Consider the following 23,148-nt stretch of genomic DNA (forward strand, 5'->3'; position numbering starts at 1 on the left):
TTTAGCCGTCCTTGCGGATGGTTTCGTTCTTCGGATCGTAGGGGCTGTCGCAGGTGACGACCGCGTCCCACAGCTTGTCCTGAATTTTGACTTGCAGCTTGGTGCCTTCGACCGCGAACTCGGGTTTCACGTATCCCATGCCAATGGATTTCTCGAACGCCACCGAGTAGCCGCCCGAGGTCAGGCGACCCGCGCGTTCGCCTTCCGGCGTATACAGCGCCTCGCGGCCCCACGGGTCGGCATCGTCCGGTCCATCGATCAGCAGAGTGCAGCATTTGACGCGCACGCCGGTCTCTTCCAGCTTGGCCTTGCCGTAGAAGTCTTTCGACAGATCGACAAAGCGCGGCAGGTCAGCTTCCAGCGGGGTCGCATCACGGCCCAGTTCGGTGCCGAAGGCGCGATAGGATTTCTCCTGACGCAACCAGTTCTGGGCGCGTGCACCGACCAGTTTCATACCGTGCTTCTCTCCGGCTTTTTCCAGCAGGTCGAACAGGTAGTTCTGCATCTCGATCGGGTGGTGCAGTTCCCAGCCCAGTTCACCGGTATAGGCCACACGGATTGCGTTGACCGGGCACATGCCCAGCTCAATCTGGCGCGCCGACAGCCATGGGAAGCGCTTGTTGGACAGTGATGTTTCCGGATCGGCGTCTTTGATGACCTCTTTCAGAACGTCACGCGACTTGGGTCCGGCGATGGCGAAGACGCCCCACTGAGTGGTCACGTCCTGGATCTCGATATAGCCGAACTCCTCCATCTTGTCCTCGGCCGCCTTGCGTAGGTAGTCGGCGTCATACTCGGTCCAGGCACCGGCAGAGACGATGTAGTAGTTGTTCTCGCTGTTGCGGACGATGGTGTACTCGGTGCGGGTGGTGCCGTGCGAAGTTAGCGCGTAGGTCAGGTTGATGCGGCCGACTTTGGGCAGCTTGTTGCAGGTGAACCAATCCAGAAACTGTGTGGCGCCGGGGCCTTTGACGACATGTTTGGTGAAGGCCGACGCGTCGATCAGGCCAACGCCTTCGCGGATCGCTTTGGCCTCTTCGACGGCATACTGCCACCAGCCGCCACGGCGGAAGGAGCGGGCGTCATGGTCGAAGTTCTCAGGTGCATCGACAGGGCCAAAGTAGTTGGGACGTTCCCAACCGTTCACCCAACCAAACTGTGCGCCGCGCGCTTTCTGACGGTCATAAGCCGGAACAGTCCGCAGTGGACGGCAAGCTGCGCGCTCTTCATCGGGGTGGTGCAGGATATAGACGTGCTCATAGCACTCTTCGTTCTTGCGCGCTGCGAACTCGGTGGTCATCCAGTTGGACGAGTAACGCTTGGGGTCCAGCGAGGCCATGTCGATCTCGGCTTCGCCATCGACCATCATCTGCGCCAAATAGTAACCGGTGCCGCCTGCTGCGGTGATCCCGAACGAGAAACCTTCGGCCAGCCACATGTTACGCAGACCCGGAGCCGGACCAACCAGCGGGTTGCCGTCGGGCGTGTAGCAGATCGGGCCGTTGAAATCGTCCTTCAGGCCGGATTCGGCACAGGACGGCACACGTTCGGCCATTGCCATGTATTGATCGGCGATCCGGTCCAGATCCAGCGGGAACAGGTCCGCGCGGAAGCTGTCGGGCACGCCGTGCTCGAACCGCGCGGGTGCGCCGTGCTCATAGATACCCAGAATCCAGCCGCCGCGTTCTTCACGTGCATAGGATTCGTTGTCGGCATCGCGCACAACGGGGTGTTCCGGGTTGCCGGCTTCGCGCCACTTGACCAGCTCGGGGTCTTTGTCCATGACGATGAAGGTGTGCTCAACCGGGATGGCCGGCATCTTGATGCCCAGCATCTTGGCGGTACGCTGAGCGTGGTTACCCGATGCGGTTACGACATGCTCGGCAGTGATCACGACCTGCTCGTCGCTCTCAACCAGGTTGCCGCCTTTTTCGACCATCTTGGTGCAGGTGACTTCCCAGTGGGTGCCGTTCCAGTGGAAGGCATCGGCCTGCATCTTGCGGACAATGTCGACACCACGCTGACGGGCACCCTTGGCCATCGCCTGGGTCACGTCGGCAGGGTTAATGTAGCCATCTTCGGTGTGGTAGATCGCACCCTTCAGGTCCGAAGTTTCGATCAGCGGCCAGCGTTCCTTGATCTGGTCCGGGGTCAACCACTCATAGGCAACATCGCAGGTTTCGGCGGTGGAGGCATAGAGCATGTACTCATCCATACGCTCTTGCGTCTGCGCCATGCGCAGGTTGCCGACCACGGCGAAGCCTGCGTTCAGGCCGGTCTCTTCCTCAAGCGTCTTGTAGAAGTCGACCGAGTATTTGTGGATGTGAGTTGTCGCATAAGACATGTTGAACAGTGGCAGCAGACCGGCCGCGTGCCAGGTGGACCCGGACGTCAGCTCGTCCCGTTCGATCAACATCACATCGTCCCAGCCCGCTTTGGCCAGGTGATAGGCAATCGAGGTCCCGACGGCGCCGCCGCCAACGACCAGTGCTTTGACTTGGGTTTTCATAACCGGACGTCTCTCCTTGGAATCTGTTGGAACCATATGGCGCATTTGCAGGGTTAAACGCGACATTCATCCGACCAGTGAGAGAAGGAAAACGACCCCGCTGCCGCAGATGACCACCGGATTCGACGATTTTGCCACTATTGTCCGGTGACCGAACACCGCTTGATGCTGCCAACCTTGGCACAGCCACCACCCAGCCCACCTTTGTGCACACGCACCGGCTGACTGTTCCCTGGGCTTTTTGCAGCAGCTTCCTTGGGCTCCGACGCACCGAAAGCCGGCAGTTTGTCTTTCAGCCGGCTGAAAAAGCCCCGAGCTTCCGTGTCAGCGGTCTCATCCTTTGCCGCGGTATCCACTTCGGCCGCGTCATCCAAAGCTGCCTGACGCTTATCCGACTCCAGCAGCAATTTCTGCGCCCGGCCATAACCGATTTGGAGGACGTCCTGATTTTCGAAGACCTCCCCACCAGTGATGTCCATGAGGCCATCGCTGTTGAACCCCGACGCTGTCATCGTATTCACCATCAGCGCCGTGACATCCAGATTCCTGAGCTTTTCGCCGGTCGTCTTTTCCTGAATCAACGTCATCTCGGAATACAGGCGATCCATTTTCCCGGCGACCTCCGGCTGCCGGTCCAGAGGCACCGTTATTCCCTGCCCTACCACAGGCGAGGGGAAAGTCAGCAAAGAGTTGAGGGCTGCATAGTCAACCATGCCTAAAAGCTCTCGAATCGAGGCGTCGCTGGCATTGGTGTGCAGCCGGATCACAACCTCTTCGTCGATCCCGATCCGCCCCGTGACCTTGCGAAACGCAAGCGTTTCGGTCGGAGACGTCATGTCCTGAGTGATCTCAACGAAGGCAACACCGTCGACAACGGCGAACCCTTCCTTGATCGCGGCCTGCGCCATGAAATTCTGCTGTCGAGACAATGCGATTCCCGCCAGCGTATTGCGCGCCGATTCCGGTTTCAGGCTGATGTCCAACCAAGCGATCTCCTCGCCTTTGGCATAGACCGCACCCGTCTTGCTGAGCTTGCGCAGAATGCCGTCCTTGCCCCCGCTGGACAGGCTCATCAGTTCCGCCGTGTTTGAAATGGAATTGATCAGCGGTGTCATACCAAGTTTTGAAGTCGCGGTCGCAACTGTCTTGTTATCCGCATCCGTCAGCTCATACCGGGACCATTCCCCGGTGGATGCAGGAAGGTGGGATTTTGCGCCCGCTTTCCATTGCTTCTTGCGCTCTCGTTCGGCGGCTTTGGCGTCACGCTCGATCTGCTGCTGAGAAAAGCGATGCTTGATCGTGCCCACATAGCCATTGGCGGACAGAGTACCTTCGTGTTTTTTGTCCTGTTGATAATAGTCCAAGCCGACAATGACCAAGACTATGATCACCACAAATCCAAAGATCCGCAAACCGTCCATCTGAATACCCGAAATCAATCGCTGCTCGTTTTCGCGAAAGATAAAGCCAAATTGGGGCGGTCTTATGGCTGTAGCGCCGGAAAACTAGTGCGTATCAACACTCTGTGGACAGCAAAATTTTACCCGGATTCATGATATTATCCGGATCCAGCGCCATTTTTATCGCCGCCATATAGGTGACCGCCGGGCCCAGTTCCTTAACCAGGTAGGGCCGTTTACCCTGCCCGATTCCGTGTTCGCCGGTACAAGTCCCCTCCATCGAGATCGCCAGATCGTTCAGCCAGCCGACAAAGCCATCGGCCTTGGCGACCTCGTCCGCGTTCTCCATGTCTATCAGCAGCAGAGTGTGAAAGTTCCCGTCTCCCACATGCCCGACAATCGGAGCCAGCAAGCCAAGATCCTGCGCCTTTTGTTGGGCGGCGGCAACGCACTCCGCCAAACGCGAGATGGGAACGCAGACATCGGTGGAAATGCCCCGCGCACCGGGACGCAGTTGCAAGCTTGCCCAGTACATGTCGTGCCGCGCCTGCCACAGTTTGTTGCGTTCTTCGGTGGTCGAAGTCGCGGCGAAATCCGCACCACCGAACTCCTCGGCGATCTGACCAAATGTCTCGGCCTGCTCAACCGCACCGGCATCGGACCCGTGGAATTCCAATAGCAACAGTGGTGTTTCCGGCAGGTCCAGCCCGGAATAGGCGTTGGCAGCCTTGACCGACAGTTCATCCAGCAGTTCGATCCGCGCCACGGGCACGCCAAACTGGATCGTCATCATCACCGCCTGACAGGCGGCGTCGACCGTAGGAAAGGAACAGCGAGCTGAGGTGATCGCCTCGGGGATGCCCTGCAGGCGTAAGGTCAGCTCGGTGATGATACCCAGCGTGCCCTCGGCCCCGACCAGAAGACGCGTCAGATCGTAGCCGGCCGACGATTTCTTGGCCCGGTGCCCGGTACGGATGATCTGCCCGTCCGGCATCACCGCTTCCAGACTGAGGATGTTGTCCTTCATCGTGCCATAGCGCACCGCATTGGTACCCGAGGCCCGCGTCGCCGCCATCCCGCCCAGTGAGGCATTGGCACCGGGATCGATGGGAAAGAATAGGCCCTGATCGCGTAGATGGGTGTTCAGGTCCTCGCGCGTGACACCGGGCTGAACAACGCAATCCAGATCGCCCGCATGGACGGCCAGCACCTTGTTCATCTGGGTCAGGTCCACCGAGATACCACCGGCCGGGGCGTTCACATGCCCCTCCAGCGATGTACCGGTCCCAAAGGGGATCACCGGCACCTTGTGCAGGGCGCAGGTCTTAACGATTTCGGACACTTCCTCGGTTGTGTGAGGGTACACCACCGCGTCCGGAGACTGGTTTTCGATCCATGTGGTCGTGTGACCGTGCTGTTCGCGGATCGCCTGACCGGTTTGCAGACGATCACCGAATTTCTGCTTCAGGATGCCGACAGCTGTTTCAATCCCGGCCTCGTTTCGGGGCAACGTTACTGCCTGCACCATGAAGAACCTCTCTTATTCGCCCAGCGCGATGCCTTCGCGGCGCGGGTCGGCGCCACCGATCAGAACATCTCCGATTTCAATTGCGTGCAGGCCCGATGTCAGGTCGCGCGGGTTGACCTCGAACCCCAACTCGATCAGCGCATCGGCATAGCCTTCGGCGGCTGTGCCCTGTTCCACATCATAGGTACCAAAGCGGTTGACCAGATGCGGTAGTGACAGCGCCTGTTGCACATCCATATCCCAATCGGCCCAGGCGATGATCGACTTGGCCACGTAGCCAATGATCCGGCTGCCACCGGGCGAACCAATCGCCAGAACCGGTGCACCGTCCTGCATCACGATAGTCGGGCTCATGGACGAACGTGGACGCTTGCCCGGTTCCAGCCGGTTGGCAATCGGGACACCATCGCTGTGGGTCTTGAACGAGAAATCGGTCAGTTCGTTGTTCAAGAGGAACCCGTTGGTCATCAGCCGCGAGCCGAACCCGTTCTCGATCGTCGTGGTCATCGACAGCACGTTGCCATACTGATCGACGATCGAAATGTGCGAGGTCGAGGGCAGTTCCAGCGACACGTCGTCCGCCCAGTTCGACGCGTGGTCGAATTCAGGATTGCCCGGCGCAACCTCGGGCAGCGCCCTCTCACCGTTCAGCAATGTTCCGCGTTCAGAGAGGTAGTCGGGATGGACCAGGCCCTTTGTCGGCATCGGGACATAATCGTGATCAGCCATGTAACGCCCGCGATCGGCAAAGGCCAAACGCGAGGCGTCGCCAATCAGACGCCATGTATGTACGTCCTCCGGCCCCATCGCCGCCAGATCATACCCTTCAAGCATTCCCAGTATCTGACCGACCGTCAACGCACCCGAAGAGGGCGGACCCATGCCGCAGACCTCATAGGCGCGATAGGTGGCGCAGACGGGCTCGCGCTCGATCACCTGATACAACGCCAGATCAACACCGGATAAAACCCCGGGGTTACCCGGTGCATTGCGAATGGTGCTGACAATCCCTGCCGCGATCTCACCACCATAAAACCCGGCAGAACCTTCGCTGGCCAGAACCCGCAGCGTTTCGGCATAGTCCGGGTTCATCAACCGTTGGCCCTGTTGCAAGGGCTCTCCGCCCGGCAGGAAATATTCAGCCGTTGCAGGAAAACGCGACAGGCGCTCGGCGTCCGCTTCGACCAACGTGGCCAGGCGTGGAGATACAAGGAACCCCTCAGCGGCCAGTGTTATGCCATCCTGAAACAGGCTGGGCCACGGGCTTCGCCCCCAACGCCGGTGCGCCTCTTCCAACAATGCGGGCGTACCCGGCGTGCCAACCGAAAGACCGCCAACCACGGCGTCGTAGAATTTCAGTGGATCGCCGTTTTCGTCATGAAACAGACGGTGGTTTGCCTCAAGCGGAGCCGTCTCCCGCCCGTCCAGCGTGGTCAGCTTGCCGGTTGCTGCGTCATACCAGACCAGAAAAGCCCCGCCGCCAAGACCCGAGGATTGCGGCTCGACCAACCCCAGCAAAACCTGCACGGCAACCATCGCATCAGCGGCAGACCCACCGGCCCGCAGCACCTTGGCCCCGGCTTCGACAGCCAGAGGGTTCGCGGCGGCAACCATCCAGTTCTGCGACGTTACCGGCTGACCAGCCATCTTGGCCTCAAGCGCGGCGATGACCTCGTCCGTCAGGCCCTGAACCTGCCCGTCAGAGGCCGCCTCGGGGGCCACTGTATCCGCTGTCTCTTGCGCAATAGACGCGCTGCTCAGCATCAACGCCGTCAAAAACAATCCCGAAATCAGATTTCGTTTCATCGTATCCTCCTGAAAATCCGTTTGTCGTCCCTGCGGCGCAAACGCGTTACAACATGGAAGGCACAACCTGATCCGGTGGGCGGTGCCCGTCTTCGAAGGTCTTGATATTGATGATGACCTTCTCACCCATCTCGATCCGCCCTTCCAGCGTGGCCGATCCCATATGAGGCAGCAGGACGACGTTCGGCAATTGTCGCAGGCGCGGGTTCACTTGCGTACCGTGTTCATAAACGTCCAGCCCGGCTCCGGCGATCTCACCCGAGCGAACCTGACGGGTCAGCGCGTTTTCATCAATCACCTCGCCCCGCGACGTGTTCACGATGACGGCCGATGGTTTCAACAGCTTCAACCGCCGCGCGTTCATCAGGTGAAAGGTCGACGGAGTAGACGGGCAATGGATGGAGATCACATCCATTCGCGCCACCATCTGGTCGAGGCTTTCCCAATATGTCGCCTCAAGCTCCTGTTCGACCTCGGGACGCAAGCGACGACGGTTGTGATAATGCACCTGCATCCCGAATGCCGAGGCGCGGCGGGCCACCGCCTGACCGATCCGCCCCATGCCCAGAATACCAAGGCGGCGCCCGCCGATGCGGCCACCCAGAAACGCGGTCGGGGCCCAGCCCGACCAGTCGCCTTTCTGCATGACCGTCAACCCCTCGGGAATCCGTCGGGTCACCGACAGGATCAGCGCCATGGTCATGTCTGCGGTATCATCAGTCAGCACGCCCGGCGTGTTCGACACCAGAATGCCCCGCTGCCGGGCTGTGGCCACATCGATATTGTCGACCCCGGCCCCATAATTGGCGATCAGGCGCAACTTTTCACCTGCCTGACCGAGCAACCCACCATCGATGGTATCCGTCACCGTGGGCACTAAGACATCCGCACTTTGCACCGCTGCGACCAGCTCTTCCCGCGTCATGGGCGTGTCATCGTCGCGCAACTGCACATCGAACAACTCGCTCAGCCTGGTTTCCACCGCCTCGGGCAACCGTCGCGTAACGACAACACTCAGACGTTCTCTTGGCACTTTCGCCCTCCCATCGCTTTGCAAATCTTCGCGCGCCATGGCATCGTGGCGCAGGATAAGGCGGGGCACAAGAACCCCAATGCATTGAGACGACCTTTTTTCGAAACCCGATCAACAGGCACAAGAGCAGACAGTCAGTGAGTGGTTTTCTACCAGTAAAACACCGCCTTCTGGTGGTCACGTCCGCATTTCTGGTTGTGCTGAGCACTCTGACCGCCAGCGCACAGGACAAACGTGGCCCTGTCACCAACCTGCCCCTGCCGCGATATGTTTCGATGAAGGCCGCCGAGGGCAACGTCCGCCGAGGCCCCTCGCTGACGCATCGAATCGACTGGGTATTCAAACGGCGCGGAATGCCGTTGCAGATTACGGCCGAATACGGCAACTGGCGCAGGGTTCAGGACCGCGACGGCGCTGGTGGTTGGGTTCACTATGCCCTGCTGTCTGGCATGCGTACCGTGCTAATCGAATCCGAGTTGCTGCCCGTTCACACCAGCCCTGACTCCAATTCTCAGGTCAGCGCGAAATTCGAATCTGGCGTAGTAGCGCGCCTGGGCAGTTGCAGTCTAGACTGGTGCCACGTCTCTGCTGGTGGCTATCGCGGTTGGACACAGAAGTCGAACCTCTGGGGCGTCGATCCATCCGAGATTCGCGAATAGCGGGGCGATATTCCCGCCCCGCCTGAACAATACGACTGCTATGCGGTCTCGGCAGTGCGCGTGCCCATTTCCTTATCCAACAACAGCAGATTCCAGCGATCCCCGTTGGCCGCTTTGGTCTGGTCGAGGATTCTGCCGAACAGATCCTCTTCCTCGTTCTGTTCCGCCAGGAACCAGTTCAGCATGTTCTGAGTGCTGTATTCCTTGACCTCATGCGCCAGCTCAAACAGCGCGTTGATCTGCCCGGTCACCGTTACCTCATTTGCAAGGGCGTGTTCCAGCGCCTCGACAGGCGAGACGTATTCGGTTTTTGGTTTGGCGATCCCATCAATTTCGATTCTTCCGCCACGCTGGGCCAAAAAGTCGAAGATGCGCATGGCATGCCCGCTCTCTTCGACCGAGTGCCCACGAAACCACTGCGCAAATCCGGGCAGGTCCTCGGATTCGAAATAAGCGGCCATGGCGAGATACGTGTAGGAAGCGTGAAGTTCATTGTTGATCTGACGATTCAACGCTTCTGCGACATTCGGGTTTAACTTCATCTTCATCTCCTGTGTCACGGTTTGCCGGGGCAAACATACAGATATTTTCTCCAGCGAACCGGCGCAACCAGTACCACATGATTTTTTAGATATATTTCAATATTTTACCGGGATGATTTGCAAGTGAAAGGCACTTGCAACACCCACGGGTTTCTGCGCCCCAATTCAGTCGCCCACTAAGCTACTGGCAATCGACAAAAACAAACGGTTGATGCAGCGCCCTTCCCAGCCAAGGCCTTGCGCAGTTTCGACCGCTCTTGCCCATGGAACACCTTATCGCTCAACTGGCTGATCGACATAAAATCCGAACCTGAGCCATCAGGAACGCGGGCCAAATAAATTTTGCTCAAAGCCAAAGTTTTTCGTTCAAAGCCTCTTGAACCCTCCGAACAACAATCGTAGATAGCCGCTCACCGTTGGGGTGTAGCCAAGTGGTAAGGCAGCGGTTTTTGGTACCGTGTATCGTAGGTTCGAATCCTACCACCCCAGCCAACTTTTCCATATATTATCAACATTTTTTCTGAAACCTCGCCTTGCTTAGCGTTCGTCCAGTTATGCCATTTACCACGTTTTTTTGTGGTAAATTCTCGCTTTTGGGGCCTGCAAACATGTAAGTTCTACAACCGTGTGCCCAACATCAGTGCCGGTAGAATGACAGCGGATCACGGGAAGAGGCATGGCAACGGTCCCTTCGTTAAGGATCGCCCGATTCCAACGAAGCGTGACGAAATCGAAATGGCGGATTTCCGAGATGCCGCGCGATGCGTCTAAATAGAAGCAAATGATTTGCTCCCACTACTAGAAAAACGTGCCCGCCTTGCTGACGCTCGAAGTCGCGACACAGCAAAGCCCGGGCGTGGATCGATGCGCGATTATAAATACGAAAGCAAGCCCCACACTTTGCGTCCAAGGATCCCCGGATCACTTCAAGGATTGGAGTTAATCTGCGCTCGGTTTTGGCGTTCCAAATGTGGTTTCGATGGATAAAACCTCTATGGATGAGCGCCATACCTCTACAGTCGATCGCGCGAAACTTAAACGTATCTTAGAGACTTAATGCTACACGGCTCGAAAGCCGCTGAGCGAGCCCATCGCTACCAGCAGTTAAAAGAAGACTGAGAATAACGACGAGAGCCTCGGCTAAGAGTATCTCATCAAAATCTGCACATATTGGGCAGAGGAAATGCGCATTCGCCATTCACATCTGGCGGCATGAAACATTTGACCACAGATACATTGGTATGCTGCGCCTTTGCGATTGCTTCCGCAATTCTTGCCGCGCAGCCTTTACAATGGCTTGTTCGAAGTTGGCTTAGCCCGGCGTACGGCTCGTACGGTTATGTCTATGTCCTGCTGATCTTTGGTCTTGCCGGGATGAGCTTGCTGAGCGGTCGTCCGAAAGGCGCGCGCTCTCAGACACCTGCAGTTGCCTTGCTGCTATTGGCGGCTTGGATCCGTTTTTTGGGGCAGGTTTTGGCGATCAATATTCTGAGCGCTTTCGCCCTTGCATTGGATGTTTTCGCGCTGGTTGGATTGTTGCAGATGCATCGGCGCCCCTTCGCGCTGTCGCCATTCTGGATGGCTGCATTGTTCCTGTTTTCCTTGCCGACCGAAATAATCTTGCAGCGTACGCTTGGGTTTCCGTTGCAGATGGTTTCGGCGGAATTGTCCTGTCACGTGCTGAGCGCATTGTTCTCGAATGTCGTTTGCGACGGCGTGCGCATCACCTTGGAACAAAGGGACATTCTGGTGGACTTACCCTGTTCCGGCGCGTCTGGGCTTTTGTTGTCGCTGGCATTTGTGGTCACCCAAAACGCGGTTCTGCGGCCAAGGTGGTATTTCGGCGGCTTCAGCCTGTTGGCCGTGACCGGGTGTGCGGTCTTGGGTAACAGCCTGCGCATTTCGATTTTGGCGATTGGCCTTGCACATGATCTGGATGTCATGGCCGAGCCCTGGCACAGCCTTATTGGGTTGGTGACGCTGGCCCTGACAGTGACGCCCTTTGCCCTGTTTTATAGGCCCCGCGACACGAGCCCGCGTAAAAGCCGCCCACAGACCGACCGGATCATCCTGCCGAAACCCATCAAGGTGTTGGCGGGGATTGCTTGCCTGACAGGCAGCATTGCCATTGTGTCGCTCAAGGCAAAACCGGTGGATGTTTCGGGCAGCGTTGTGACGCCGAACCTGCCCACGCAGATTCACGGACACCTGGTGCAAAACGTACCTCTCACTGCGATGGAGGCGCATTACTTCGAAGCCTATGGCGGGCAGGCGCAGAAAGCACAGTTTGGCCCCTTGGGGTTGAATGTGGTTAGCACGCGCGCGCCGCTACGGCATCTGCATGCCCCTGAAATCTGTCTGCGGGGTCTCGGCTATAAGGTTCGGTTTCTGGGCACACGCTACGACGGTGTTCCCAGCGCTTTTTACCGAGCCACCGGCCCTGCCGGGGATCAATGGATGGTTGCGGTTAGCTACGTCTCGCAAAACGGGCACGTGACACCCAGCGTCGGTGAAGCGATCTGGCGCTGGCTAAATGGCTCCGGCGGCACCTGGAGCAGCGTGCAAAGAATCACCCCATGGGCTTTGGACACCGCACTACAGGCCCAACTGGACGCAGCCGTGATTGCAGCCCTCGACATTCACACTTTCAAAGGAACGGACATATGATACGCCATTTTGCTTTTCTCTTTCTGTTGCTGCCTGGAGCCGTATACGCTCAGCCCGAAGACGCCATTGCAGGTCGGTTGGTCGGCAGCGGAGCAGCTGGTCAACTGGACCTGCCACTGCTGAATTCGGACCTTTCCGTTGATATTCAGGGCGATACGGCAACCGTTCAGGTGCGACAGGTGTTCGTGAATCCATCGGATGATCCGATGTCGGCGGAATATCTATTCCCACTCAACCAAAAAGCCGCCGTTTACGCGATGCAGATGCAAATAGGCGACGAAGTGATTGAGGCGCAGATTCAACAAAAGCAGCAGGCCGAGCAGACCTTTGAGACCGCAAAGCAAGAGGGCAATGCCGCGGCACTTTTGACCCAGCATCGTCCCAACATGTTCACCCAGAACGTTGCCAACCTGATGCCGGGGCAACCGATTACGGTAACGCTTAACTATGTGCAGGCCGTCCCTAAGGTCGACGAGGCTTATGAGCTGGTACTCCCTCTGATCGTCGGGCCGCGCTATCAAGGGGCGATGGATTTTGACCTGACGTCCGAGGGCGTAGTGTTAGCTGATTTCAATGAAGAAAAACCGGCCACCTCAGCCGTAACCGAGGTCGATGGTTGGACTGTTTCCGAGCTACCGCAATACCCTCTGGTTCCGCTCCTAACAAACCCTGATACAATTGAACCCGCACGGGTCTCGTTGGACCTGAACCTGCGTGGTGCTGTTCCCGTTTCAAATCTGACAAGCGCAACGCATAATCTGCAAGTCAAGCAGTCTGAAGGGGTGATCAGCGCGACCTTTCAGGACGGGCGGGTGATCGATAACCGCGATCTGGTTCTGCGCTATGAGCTTGGTGGCGATGAGACGACGGCTGGAGTGTTGGCCCATCATGATGAACGGGGCGGCTTTGTATCCTTGCTGGTTGAACCTCCAAAGATTCCACAATCGGATCAGATCACCCCACGAGAGCTGGTATTTGTGCTGGACACCTCGGGATCAATGGGCGGAGAGCCGATGGATGCCAGCAAACGGTTTATGGAGGCCGCTTTGCAGGGCCTGCGCCCCGAGGATTATTTCCGCGTAATCCGGTTTTCATCGGACGCGACCGAATTCGCATCCCAGGCCGTTCCTGCCACGCGGGCAAACCTTGAATCTGGTTTGCGCTATGTGCGTAGCCTTCGGGCCGGCGGTGGAACAGAAATCGACAATGCGATCCGTCACGCCTTTGCAACCCGGCAACCTGAGAACACATTGCGCATCGTCGTCTTCCTCAGCGACGGCTATATCGGTCAGGAAGCGCGCGTTCTGCGCACGATCCGGCGGCAAATCGGCGATGCACGTATCTATGCGTTTGGGGTGGGCACTGCTGTAAATCGCTATCTTCTGGACGCGATGGCCGAAGAAGGCCGTGGCTATGCGCGCTATGTTGATCCGACCCAACGCGCCTCGGATGTTGCCGACACGCTGGCCCGCGATCTGAAATCGCCTGTGTTGACGGATATATCAATTGATTGGGGCGGCTTGAATGTCAGCGAAGTGGTGCCCCAACATATCCCTGACCTGTTCGACGGCGGCTCAATCCGGGTTCTTGCTCGGTACGAAGGCGGCGGGCCTGCCGACATTAAGATCAATGGTTTGGTCCAGGGTAGAAAAGCACAAATGCCCCTGTCGCCTATCCTGCCTTCCGAATCCGATCCAGAGAGTGTTAAGCACCAGGGCGCTGCGATCCCTCTGACCTGGGCTCGAACCAAAATCGCGGGTCTCGACCGCGCCATGGCGGTGCGGGCCGGGGATCCCAAGGAACTTGAGGCGCAGATCACTGATCTTGGGCTGAGGTTCAATCTTCAGACGCAGTTCACCTCTTTTGTTGCAGTGTCAAAAATGGTTGTAAACACCGGCGACGTTCCAACAGGTACCACTCCGGTGGCTTTACCGCAGGTGACGGACGTGGGGGCCGGCGCTTATCCCAAAACCGCGTTCAGTGGATCGTCGACACCCGAGCCTCAAACGGTTTTTGGGTTGATCATCCTGGCGGCTTTAGGTGCGCTGCGTCTGACCCGAAGTCGGAGGGTTTCGGCGTGAGGAACGTTCCTTACAAACTGCGCACAGATGCATGGTGGCTGGAGGATGATTTCAAGTGGCGCAGACCGCAGGTGCAAGCTCCACTTGACCCGGCCAATGGCAGTGTGATCTCTGATCGTGACTTCGGTGAAACTTCGATGGCGGACGCATATCTTGAACAACATCCTAATCGTAGATGACGATGCTCGTATCCGCGATGTCGTACGCTTTGCGCTGGAAGATTCCGGCTTTCGAACAACCGAGGCTGGCACCGGTCAGGATGCGCTAGACCTGTTTTACAAAACCCCGGCCGACTTGGTTGTTTTAGATATCGGAATGCCCGAAATGGACGGCTTGGAAGCCTGCAAAGAGCTGCGTAAAACCTCAACTGTGCCGATCCTGTTTCTGACAGCACGGGATGATGAGATTGACCGCATCCTGGGGTTTCAACTTGGTGGCGATGACTATGTCACAAAGCCCTTCAGTCCGCGTGAGCTGGTATTGCGGATCAAGGCTATCCTTGCCCGCTCGGCAGATGCAAATTCGCCGGACGACGTGACGGTGTTTCAGGATTTGCGGCTGGATCATAGCGCACATCGCTGCACCCTCGCGGATGCAGAGATTCAGCTCACCGGGATCGAGTTTTCGGTGCTGTCGGTCCTCGCCAAAACGCCAAGCCGCGTCTACGCGCGCGCGCAACTGATCGATCTGGTCTATGGTCACAACACATATCTTTCCGGTCGCACGATCGATAGCCATGTGCGCAATATCCGTCAGAAGGCGCGCGTTTTGGGCTATCCCGATTTGATTCAAACCGTGCATGGTGTTGGGGTGAAACTGGGTGTTTGTCAGTGCTGACAATCAAGCAGAAATGGCGGCCGTCGCTTGCTTTGGTGATTGCGCTGGTCTGCATTGCCTTGGTGACGCTTCCAATCATCGGCGTTCTGGGTGCCCGCCTGTCCAGCAACCAGTTTGCGCGTGAAACCGAACGCAGTCTGCTTTCTCAAGCGGTTATCTTTGCCGAGGTGTATGCTGCGGCTTTCTCCGAACTGCAGTCCACGCCCTATGTGGGCCACGTCTTGTCTCCCGAGCAAAGCGAACGCTTGAAACAGGATTTTCATCCCATCCCGCCCAGTTTGGATTTGCTTCGTGGTGAGGTCTCACCGCCCCGTCCCGACCCGGTTTCCAGTGATAAACCTCTGGATGCGCCGTACGCGGCGATCTCTCAAACGTTGTCACAGCTGGCAACTTCGGCAAAGAAAACTACACTGTCAGGGTATGTCTTACTGGATCACTCCGGGCAGGTCGTTGCCAGCAGCGGATCAGTCAGCGGGTCTTTTCTGCAAGTCCAAGAAGTCGCGCAGGCCCTTCAGGGAGAAACCGTTTCAGTGCTGCGGCATCGAGATGACCCTTCCCGGCGCCACCTTCTGAACTCGATCAGCCGAGATACGTCCTACCGTGTGTTTGTCGCCCATCCGGTGGTCTTGGGCGAAAGGGTCATCGGCGTCGTTTATATTTCGCGCACGCCTATGGATCTTAGAAAGTTCCTGTTTCAAGAGCGGTTCACATTGGGCTCTGTCGCGGCGTTCATGCTGATGTCCGCGATTGGGGTCGGTTGGATGATGTGGCGGCTGATCTCAAAGCCAATTCGCGCTCTCAGCAATCAAAGTCGGGATGTCGCAAGTGGGTTGAAACCGACGCCCGATCCCGTGAAGCACTATGGCGTGCGGGAACTGGCGGATTTGGGTAACAATGTTGTTTCGATGGCTGCAAACTTGTCGGAGCGGTCCACTGCAATCGAGACGTATACAAGCCATGTCACGCATGAACTGAAATCACCGGTCACTGCAATTTTGGGTGCGGCAGAGCTGCTATTGGACGGGCCTTCAGCCGTATCCGGAAATCGCAATCAGAAACTGGTTCATAACATTCAGGAAGAAGGTCTGCGCATGAATGCTCTGCTGGGTCGTCTTCGCGAATTGGCCCGGGCCAGCGTTCAAACAGACCCAAGCCCAACGTCGCTGGGGGATATTGTCCAAGCTGCGTCAGCCTCGTTCTCGGAACAAATCATCGAGTGTCACGCGCCGTCCGACATGCACCTGCCATTGTCCAAAGATCAGGGGCAAATTGTTCTACATCATCTCTTGCAAAACGCGTTCCAGCACGGGGCCACGCGTGTCGATATATCTTACGAAGCGGCTTCGAACAGCTTAATTGTCGCCGACAACGGCACGGGAATTTCCCCGCGAAATAGCTCTCGCATCACAGACCCATTCTTCACGACCAGACGGGATCAAGGCGGCACAGGGCTGGGCTTATCCATTGTTGCCGCTGTGTTGAACCAAGCCAATGCGGAGATCGAGGCAATGGCGCCAAAGCACGGCACCAGTTTTCGGATCAGGTTTTGAGTTTGTTGAAAGCACAAAGTACGGGCAACTCTGAGCCAGTGTCCGCTTTCAACACTCGTTGCACGTTCCTTCGCAAGCAAATCGAACGACCACTTTCCGCCCAAATCCCCCGCAAATCATATGACCGACGAGTTCCCTAACGTCCAAAAAATCAAAAGCAGAAAAGTGAACCACCTGCGAACCAGTGACTTACCCCGAGAAACGATCCGGGCTGAATGCCTGTATGTCGGTCTGGGATTGTCGACCGGCGATTTCATCCGCCACCAGCCGCGCGGTTGTCGCACCCAGTGTCAAGCCCAATTGCCCGTGACCTGTCGCAAAGGTGACATTTGCCAGCATTCCGCTTCTGCCAATGATCGGCCGGGTGTCGGGCGTCAGCGGCCGCCGTCCAAACCGGCGTTCCGCGCTGCCTGTATGTAGCCCCGGCAGAACCCGGCGTGCCTTTTCCACCAATATATCCGCACGAGTCCAGTTTGGACGTGCGTTGGCACCCGCGAACTCTATTGTCCCCGCGACGGCAAGCGCGTCGTCGTAGGGCGTGATGCCGAACCCGCCTTTTGCGTAGAACACAGTATGGGACAGGTTGACTCCGCTGCCCTTCAAGATTGTGGAATAACCGATTACGCCTTCCACCTGCAGTGGGACACCCAATTCTGCCGCCAGATCCCGGGATCGCGTGCCGGCAGCCAAGACAAACTCTTCAGCGGCAATGGCGCGACCATCGCGCAGCCTCACTGCCTTTACCTTGCGGTCGTTTCGGTCAAAGCCGACTGCACTGCCAGAAATGACCGTTCCCCCACGACTTAGGAAGGCTTCGTGCAGCGCTTCAACAAGTCGCTTGGGTTCGGTCACGAAACTCCAATCCCGCAGCAGGGCGGCATATTTGAAATCCGGAGCAATGGCCGGGTCGATGTCATGCGCTTCCCTACCGCTGACCTCTTCGATCGAACATCCCAGGTCGCGTGCCAGATCAAAGGCTGCGGCCATGCTGGTGCGATCGTCATCCCCGTCAAACAGCTTGATGACAGGGCGTTCCACCAACAGCTCCGGGCGCCCGATATCGGCCAGTTGGGCCTTGAAATCCGCAGTTGCCGAAAAGGTGAGCCGCGCCAAATCCGCCGCAATTGCACGCATTTTCGAAGGGCGCGCGTTGGCTACGAACCGGCTAAACCACGGTGTCAATCGCAGGGCGGAACTTGGGCGCAATGTCAAAGGCGCCTTGGGATGCATCAACAACCCGGGAACTTTCAACAGCATCCCGGGCTGAGACAGCGGCACAATCTCACCCACGGCGATGCAGCCGCACGAGGCCCAGCTGGCGCCCTCTCCTACCGGGCCTGGCTCGATGACGGTGACATTGTTCCCCTCAGCCTGCAAAGCCAGCGCGCAGGAGATACCAACGACGCCGCCGCCGATCACCACCATCTTGGACATGCCTTCCGACCTTTCTTACAGTGCCTGCAACTGCGCCAGCAGGTCTGCATCGACGGAGACTCCGTTCGCTTCGGTCGCCGCGCGGTTTCTCAGCCGCCCGTCTCCGGGTACGCGCGCGGTTCCGTTGCCCTCGATCTCGGCACAGATGCGGGTGACGTAGTCGTCGAACGACGGGTTGCCGAACCGGCTCGGGTCAATCGCGATCAGGGTTGCCCCGCCTTTGATGTTGAGGGCCTCAAAGGACTCGCGCTCCTGATTGTCGACCGACAGGGTGCCGCCGGCCAGCGCCGCGCCCAGCACCTCAATCAGGAAGGCAATGGCGGCACCCTTGTGTTCGCCAAAGGGAAGCAGGCTGCGGGTTTCCAGAATTGCGTTCGGATCGGTGCTGGGCTGGCCATCGGCATCCAGCCCTCCGGCGCGCGGCAGGTCATGGCCCTCGGCCGCGGCCATCTTGATATCCATCAGCGCCACCATCGAGGATGCCTGATCCCAGACAATCGGCTCGCCCCCCGGACGCGGACATGCAAAGGACATCGGGTTGGTGCCAAAGACCGGACGCACCCCACCCTGCGGCACAACCATGGACAAAGAGTTCACGACCCCCAACGCCACAAGCCCCGCCTCGGCCAGCGGCCCGGTGTCAAATCGCAGCGCACCCAGATGGTGGCAATTGGCGCAGGAAAAGGCCGCAATCCCGTTCTCGCGCGCCATCTCAATCAGCTCTGCCCGTGCCGCCAATGCGGCTACCTGATAGAACCCGTTGTCGCCATCGCCACGCAACACACCGGGCGCTATTCGCCGAATTGATGGCGCGGCCTTTGGGTTGGCGTAACCTGATGACAGATATTGCGCGTATACCGGCAACAAGCGCAACCCATGACTACGAGGTCCATCGCGTTCGGACATCCGCACAAGTTCTGCTATGACTTCACTGCTATGTGCGTCAAGGCCCGCGGACACAAGGACAGATTTGGCCAATGCTTTCACCTCTTCGAGTGAGAGCGTTTTTGTCGGGGCGTCAGTCATAAGCCTCATCCTGTCCTTGTGTCTGGCTGGCGGGCGCTTGCGCGCCCGTGTTTTCAGTTACGAGTTCTGGTATTCCAGCTTCTTCTTGGCAACAAATTCGTCAAGTGCCCCGCGCTGATCATCCGGCATCGGCGGCTTGACGTAATTGTCCAGAATACGCTGCGCCTCTTCGTTGCCGACGGTTTCGGCGGTCTTCGACCCTTCCGCTTCCCACTGTTCAAAACTGTCATTGTTCTGCAGCGGGTTCATGTGAAGCGGATTTTCCCGGGTATGGTCCGTCCCCAAGAAGTGACCACCGGGGCCGATCACGGCGATGTCATCCAAAAGCGCGTCCAGGTTTTCATCCACAATACCGCTGAAGAACCTGTGAAAGTTTTCAAGCTGCCGGGTGTCCTGTACCCATTTCGAGTAGCTGACCCCAAGCGCACCTTCCAGGAAACCTGCCGAATGCACGATATAATTGGCCCCGCCTAACAGCACCGGCCACATGGTGTTGGCTGTATCAAAAGCCGCCTGCATGTCCGGGGATTTCGACCCGGTCCACATCGTGCAGGTCCGCCACGGAACGTCATAAAAACGCGCCATCTGGCCTACCAGCAGGTTCATCAGGCCCGGTTCGGGTGAACCCATCATTGGCGCACCGGTCTTCATCGACACGCCCATGATCGCCACGCCCAGCACCATCGGCGCGCCACGCCGGATGATCTGGCTATAGGCCATGCCCGCCAGCGATTCCGCGATCAGCAGCGCCACGCCGCCCTGCGGGCTGGCCGGGGTCGAGGCACCGGCCAGAACGAATGGCGACAGCAGGCAGGGCTGGTTGGCGCCGGCGTAAACGCGCAGGCTTTGCAGCATGGTTTCATCCCACACTAGCGGCGTGTTGCAGTTCAGCAGCGCAGCCATCACCACGTTGTTGTCCACAAACTCTTCGCCGAACACGATGCGCGTCATCTCAACCGAGTCGCGCGCGGCTTGTTCCGACAGAACCGACCCCTTGATCGGTTTGTCGGTCAGCGTCAGCGCCGCGTGAACAAGCTCAAGGTGGCGCTGCGGCACGGGCACGTCTTGCGGTTCGACCGGCAGAATGCCCGGAACCATCATCGACTGGCTCATCTGGCTCAACTTGAAGAAGTTGTGCGCATCTTCCAGCACCGACGGGCGACGCACTCCATCCATGCCATAGACAAAGGGAGCCCCGTAGGCGTTCGCAAACACCGAGTTCCGGTTGCCGACTCGTAAAGAACGGTCCGGGTTGCGCGCCGCATAGCCCCATTCCGACGGAACAGCCGAGATCAGGTCCATCAGCATGTCCCGGCCGATGCGAACCCGTTCACCCTGAACATCTGCGCCGTGTTTCTTCCAGTCGGCCAAGGCCACCGGGTCACGGAATTCGATACCGGTGGTCTCTAAGATCGTCATGGCGGCGTTGTGGATCTTTTCGACCCCCTCGGGACCAAGCAGATCAATAGGCCCGACTCTGCGGTTCAGTGTCGGTAGGTAAACCGGTGGCGGGTTGGTGCGGGCTTGCACCCGCGCCGCGCGACCGCTCCGGCCCGCGCGTGCTCTTGCTTGTGTCATTGTAACCCCTCCGGATCAGGCGCGCGCGCGGGCGCTGGTTGGATCAACGGCGCAGACATCGATCACTTCGGCATCGCGCATTTCATTGTGCACCAGCACCTGCATTTTGGTGCCCGGTGCAGTCATATCCTGCGGCACCAGCGCCATCGCGATGTCGTGGTTGCAGTAATACGAGAACCCACCCGAGGTCACCCGACCGATCAGCTTGCCGTTGGCATAGACGCCTTCGTCAAACATCACCGAGGTATCGCAGAACGGCAGTTTAAGCGTGGCCAGAGTGTTGTATCCGCCCTCATCCTGCTGCTTTTGCAGCGCGGCTTTGCCGATAAAATCACGCTCGGCCACCTGCCCGCCAATCTTCTCGGTCATCGCCACGAAGCGGCCCAGATCGGCCTCGAACGGGGTCAGATCCTTGCAAATCTCGCGGTTGATGGCGCGATAGGACTTCTCGAGACGCATGGATTCCAAGGCTTCAAGGCCAAAGGGTTTCACTCCAGCTTTCAACAGCAGATCAACAAGGTGGCGGTTATAGCCGACCGGGTGGTGCAGTTCCCATCCCAGCTCACCAGTATAGGACACGCGCAGCAGATGAACGCCTTTGGCATAGCCCACCTCACCCAACTGGGCTGAGAGCCACGGGAAAGTTTCGTTCGACAGGTCGTTATCTGTCAGCGGTTGCAGGATATCCCGCGACTTGGGCCCGGCCAAAGCGATCACGCCCAGCTGTTCCGAGATATCCTCGAGCAAAACCGAACCGTCCTTAGGCAGCAGGCGCTGTAGCTGATCCCAGTTATAAGCGCGCCAGTTCGGGGTTGAGATCAGGTAGAAATCGTCCTCGGCATAGCGCACGATGGTGTATTCCGCATCCATGCCGCCCTTGCCGTTCAGCATCAGCGACAGGGTCATGCGGCCCACTTTGGGCAGCTTGTTTGCCATCAGGCCGTCCAGCCATTTGGCAGCGCCCGGCCCGCGCACTGTGAACTTGGTCATCGGCGACATTTCGATGAAGCCGGCCTCTTCCCGCGTACGGCGGACCTCTTCCTGCACCAGCTCCATGTGGTTGGTGCGGCGGAAGGAGTGTTCGGGGGTCGCTTCGTCCGGGGATTTGGCGAACCAGCGGGGGAATTCGTAGCCGTTGAAACTGGTCCAGACCGCTCCGTGGGCCGTCAGCAGGTCGTAAGAGCCCATGGTTTTCATCGGACGCGCATCGGGGAAGTCCTCGCCCGGAACATGCGCGTTCATGTGGGTGCCCCAGGTCTCGCGCACCTTGTCCATTGTCCAGCGCTTGGACGCGTAGTCCGAGAACCGGCGCGGGTCGAGTTCCGACATGTCCATGCCTGGATCGCCGTCGACGATCCACTTGGCCAGTCGATTGCCCACGGTGCCACCCCACAAGATGCCGCCCGGCATACCCTCGGCCAGCCACAGATTGTCATGCCCCGGTGCGGGACCGGCCAGCGGCAACTCGTCCGGGGTCATCTGGAATGGACCGCGGGTATTGGCCTTGATGCCGACCTCACCCAGCGTCGGGACCCGTTCGATAGCGCGCTCCCACTGAGTTTCCACGGCATCAAAATCTTCGGGCAGCAGGTCAGCACCGAATTCGGGCGGCACGCGGTCTTCGGCAAACAGCTTGAGGTCTTTGGTGAACTCATAGGGGCCGAACTGGATGCCACCCACGTCCTCGCGCAGATAGGCACCGTAATCTTCGTCGCGCAGGATCGGGAATTCTGTCAGCCCTTTCGCGCGGCGCTCTTTCAGCAGCGGCACGGTTTCCGTGGTCCAGTATTGGTGAACAATCGGGATACAAGGCAAATCCAGCCCCACGCGACGCGCGTTCTCGCGAGCATAGTTACCAGTGGCGAAAACCAGATGCTCGCAGGTGATCTCGCCTTGGTTGGTGATCACCTTCCAATGGCCATTGCCCAGCTTTTCGTAGGATTGCGCTTCGGTGTTCTGATAGACTTTCGCGCCCGCATCCCGCGCCAGCTTGGCCAGCGCCATGGTGATATCGGCCGGGTTCACATAGCCGTCTTCGGTGTGCAGGATGCCGCCGCGGATTTCGGGGCTCTGGTTCAGCAAGGGATGGATTTCCGCGATTTCTTCCGGCGTCACCAGCTTGCAAGGCACACCTGCGGCTTCAGCAATCGAAATGTAGGACTGGAATTCGTCCCAGCGTTTCTCGGTATTGGCGACACGCAGCTGGCCCACTTTGCGCAAACCCACCGAGGCGCCCATCTTTTCTTCGACTTCGGAATAGATGCGAATGGTTTCCATCGTCATCTTGGATACGTTGTGCGACCGCACAAAGGTCACCAACAGCCCCGCTGCATGCCAGGTGGACCCCGACGTCAGCGTCGTACGCTCCAGCATGACTGCGTCCGAACACCCATGTTCGGTCAGGCCATAGAGGATCGATGCCCCAACGCATCCGCCACCGACAACCACAACTTTTGCATGCGATTTCATTCAATCGACTCCCTAACTTGCGCCGAAAC

The 23,148-nt window shown here is 58.3% G+C and carries 15 protein-coding genes and 1 tRNA gene; 6 read left to right on the plus strand and 10 right to left on the minus strand.

The window, feature by feature from the left end; all coding sequences use genetic code 11:
• Position 1: 1 nt before the first annotated feature.
• The 5 genes from ACR0IM_RS08010 to ACR0IM_RS08030 form a co-directional block, all read right to left on the minus strand.
• Complete coding sequence (locus ACR0IM_RS08010) at positions 2-2,509, minus strand: GcvT family protein (RefSeq protein ID WP_480681404.1); 2,508 nt, start codon at positions 2,507-2,509, stop codon at positions 2-4.
• Positions 2,510-2,646: 137 nt separating this feature from the next.
• The gene (locus tag ACR0IM_RS08015) at positions 2,647-3,930 is read right to left on the minus strand and encodes a hypothetical protein (protein ID WP_480681405.1); all 1,284 of its coding nucleotides are present in this window, start codon (positions 3,928-3,930) and stop codon (positions 2,647-2,649) included.
• A gap of 94 nt (positions 3,931-4,024) precedes the next feature.
• The gene (locus ACR0IM_RS08020; RefSeq protein WP_480641124.1) at positions 4,025-5,437 is read right to left on the minus strand and encodes an FAD-binding oxidoreductase; all 1,413 of its coding nucleotides are present in this window, start codon (positions 5,435-5,437) and stop codon (positions 4,025-4,027) included.
• A gap of 12 nt (positions 5,438-5,449) precedes the next feature.
• Positions 5,450-7,243, minus strand: coding sequence for a gamma-glutamyltransferase (ggt, locus tag ACR0IM_RS08025; RefSeq protein WP_480681406.1), 1,794 nt, complete (start codon positions 7,241-7,243; stop codon positions 5,450-5,452).
• A 46-nt stretch (positions 7,244-7,289) separates the two neighbouring features.
• Positions 7,290-8,276 carry a 2-hydroxyacid dehydrogenase gene (locus tag ACR0IM_RS08030; protein WP_480590524.1) on the minus strand — a complete coding sequence of 329 codons (987 nt, stop codon included), beginning with the start codon at positions 8,274-8,276 and terminating at the stop codon, positions 7,290-7,292.
• Positions 8,277-8,446: 170 nt separating this feature from the next.
• On the opposite strand from ACR0IM_RS08030, the gene ACR0IM_RS08035 reads away from it, so the two are divergent.
• The gene (locus tag ACR0IM_RS08035) at positions 8,447-8,935 is read left to right on the plus strand and encodes an SH3 domain-containing protein (protein ID WP_480590549.1); all 489 of its coding nucleotides are present in this window, start codon (positions 8,447-8,449) and stop codon (positions 8,933-8,935) included.
• Between the two features lie 38 nt (positions 8,936-8,973).
• On the opposite strand, the gene ACR0IM_RS08040 is transcribed toward ACR0IM_RS08035, so the two are convergent.
• On the minus strand, positions 8,974-9,477 hold the full coding sequence (locus ACR0IM_RS08040; protein WP_480641127.1) for a ferritin: 504 nt from the start codon (positions 9,475-9,477) through the stop codon (positions 8,974-8,976).
• A gap of 417 nt (positions 9,478-9,894) precedes the next feature.
• Here ACR0IM_RS08040 and ACR0IM_RS08045 point away from each other — a divergent pair.
• From ACR0IM_RS08045 to ACR0IM_RS08065, 5 genes are all read left to right on the plus strand, one after another.
• Positions 9,895-9,969, plus strand: a tRNA-Gln gene (locus ACR0IM_RS08045).
• Between the two features lie 720 nt (positions 9,970-10,689).
• Complete coding sequence (xrtT, locus tag ACR0IM_RS08050; protein ID WP_480681407.1) at positions 10,690-12,144, plus strand: exosortase T; 1,455 nt, start codon at positions 10,690-10,692, stop codon at positions 12,142-12,144.
• On the plus strand, positions 12,141-14,225 hold the full coding sequence (locus ACR0IM_RS08055) for a VIT and vWA domain-containing protein (protein WP_480681408.1): 2,085 nt from the start codon (positions 12,141-12,143) through the stop codon (positions 14,223-14,225). Before xrtT ends, ACR0IM_RS08055 begins: the two co-directional genes overlap by 4 nt.
• Before the next feature lie 153 nt (positions 14,226-14,378).
• Complete coding sequence (locus ACR0IM_RS08060; RefSeq protein WP_480681409.1) at positions 14,379-15,062, plus strand: response regulator transcription factor; 684 nt, start codon at positions 14,379-14,381, stop codon at positions 15,060-15,062.
• Complete coding sequence (locus tag ACR0IM_RS08065) at positions 15,056-16,612, plus strand: ATP-binding protein (RefSeq protein WP_480681410.1); 1,557 nt, start codon at positions 15,056-15,058, stop codon at positions 16,610-16,612. The genes ACR0IM_RS08060 and ACR0IM_RS08065 overlap by 7 nt, the downstream gene beginning before the upstream one ends.
• Before the next feature lie 189 nt (positions 16,613-16,801).
• Here ACR0IM_RS08065 and ACR0IM_RS08070 read toward each other — a convergent pair whose 3' ends face one another.
• The 4 genes from ACR0IM_RS08070 to ACR0IM_RS08085 are packed head-to-tail and all read right to left on the minus strand — an operon-like array spanning position 16,802 to position 23,119.
• The gene (locus ACR0IM_RS08070; protein WP_480681411.1) at positions 16,802-18,046 is read right to left on the minus strand and encodes an NAD(P)/FAD-dependent oxidoreductase; all 1,245 of its coding nucleotides are present in this window, start codon (positions 18,044-18,046) and stop codon (positions 16,802-16,804) included.
• 15 nt (positions 18,047-18,061) lie between these two features.
• Positions 18,062-19,072: an Ldh family oxidoreductase gene (locus ACR0IM_RS08075; RefSeq protein ID WP_480681412.1), complete on the minus strand. Its 1,011-nt coding sequence runs from the start codon at positions 19,070-19,072 to the stop codon at positions 18,062-18,064.
• A 57-nt stretch (positions 19,073-19,129) separates the two neighbouring features.
• Complete coding sequence (locus ACR0IM_RS08080) at positions 19,130-20,650, minus strand: trimethylamine methyltransferase family protein (protein WP_480681413.1); 1,521 nt, start codon at positions 20,648-20,650, stop codon at positions 19,130-19,132.
• A 15-nt stretch (positions 20,651-20,665) separates the two neighbouring features.
• Entirely contained in the window at positions 20,666-23,119 is a 2,454-nt protein-coding gene (locus ACR0IM_RS08085; RefSeq protein WP_480681415.1) for a GcvT family protein, read from the minus strand.
• Positions 23,120-23,148 lie beyond the last annotated feature (29 nt).

The organism is Ruegeria sp. BF6, from assembly GCF_056538665.1.

What these genes read in the sequence shown, in the direction of transcription:
- ACR0IM_RS08020 (WP_480641124.1), bottom strand. Translation starts at nt 5,437, where the DNA reads ATGGTGCAGGCAGTAACGTTGCCCCGAAACGAGGCCGGGATTGAAACA.
- xrtT (WP_480681407.1), top strand. Translation starts at nt 10,690, where the DNA reads ATGAAACATTTGACCACAGATACATTGGTATGCTGCGCCTTTGCGATT.
- ACR0IM_RS08070 (WP_480681411.1), bottom strand. Translation starts at nt 18,046, where the DNA reads ATGTCCAAGATGGTGGTGATCGGCGGCGGCGTCGTTGGTATCTCCTGC.
- ggt (WP_480681406.1), bottom strand. Translation starts at nt 7,243, where the DNA reads ATGAAACGAAATCTGATTTCGGGATTGTTTTTGACGGCGTTGATGCTG.
- ACR0IM_RS08010 (WP_480681404.1), bottom strand. Translation starts at nt 2,509, where the DNA reads ATGAAAACCCAAGTCAAAGCACTGGTCGTTGGCGGCGGCGCCGTCGGG.
- ACR0IM_RS08080 (WP_480681413.1), bottom strand. Translation starts at nt 20,650, where the DNA reads ATGACACAAGCAAGAGCACGCGCGGGCCGGAGCGGTCGCGCGGCGCGG.
- ACR0IM_RS08085 (WP_480681415.1), bottom strand. Translation starts at nt 23,119, where the DNA reads ATGAAATCGCATGCAAAAGTTGTGGTTGTCGGTGGCGGATGCGTTGGG.
- ACR0IM_RS08040 (WP_480641127.1), bottom strand. Translation starts at nt 9,477, where the DNA reads ATGAAGTTAAACCCGAATGTCGCAGAAGCGTTGAATCGTCAGATCAAC.
- ACR0IM_RS08075 (WP_480681412.1), bottom strand. Translation starts at nt 19,072, where the DNA reads ATGACTGACGCCCCGACAAAAACGCTCTCACTCGAAGAGGTGAAAGCA.
- ACR0IM_RS08055 (WP_480681408.1), top strand. Translation starts at nt 12,141, where the DNA reads ATGATACGCCATTTTGCTTTTCTCTTTCTGTTGCTGCCTGGAGCCGTA.
- ACR0IM_RS08015 (WP_480681405.1), bottom strand. Translation starts at nt 3,930, where the DNA reads ATGGACGGTTTGCGGATCTTTGGATTTGTGGTGATCATAGTCTTGGTC.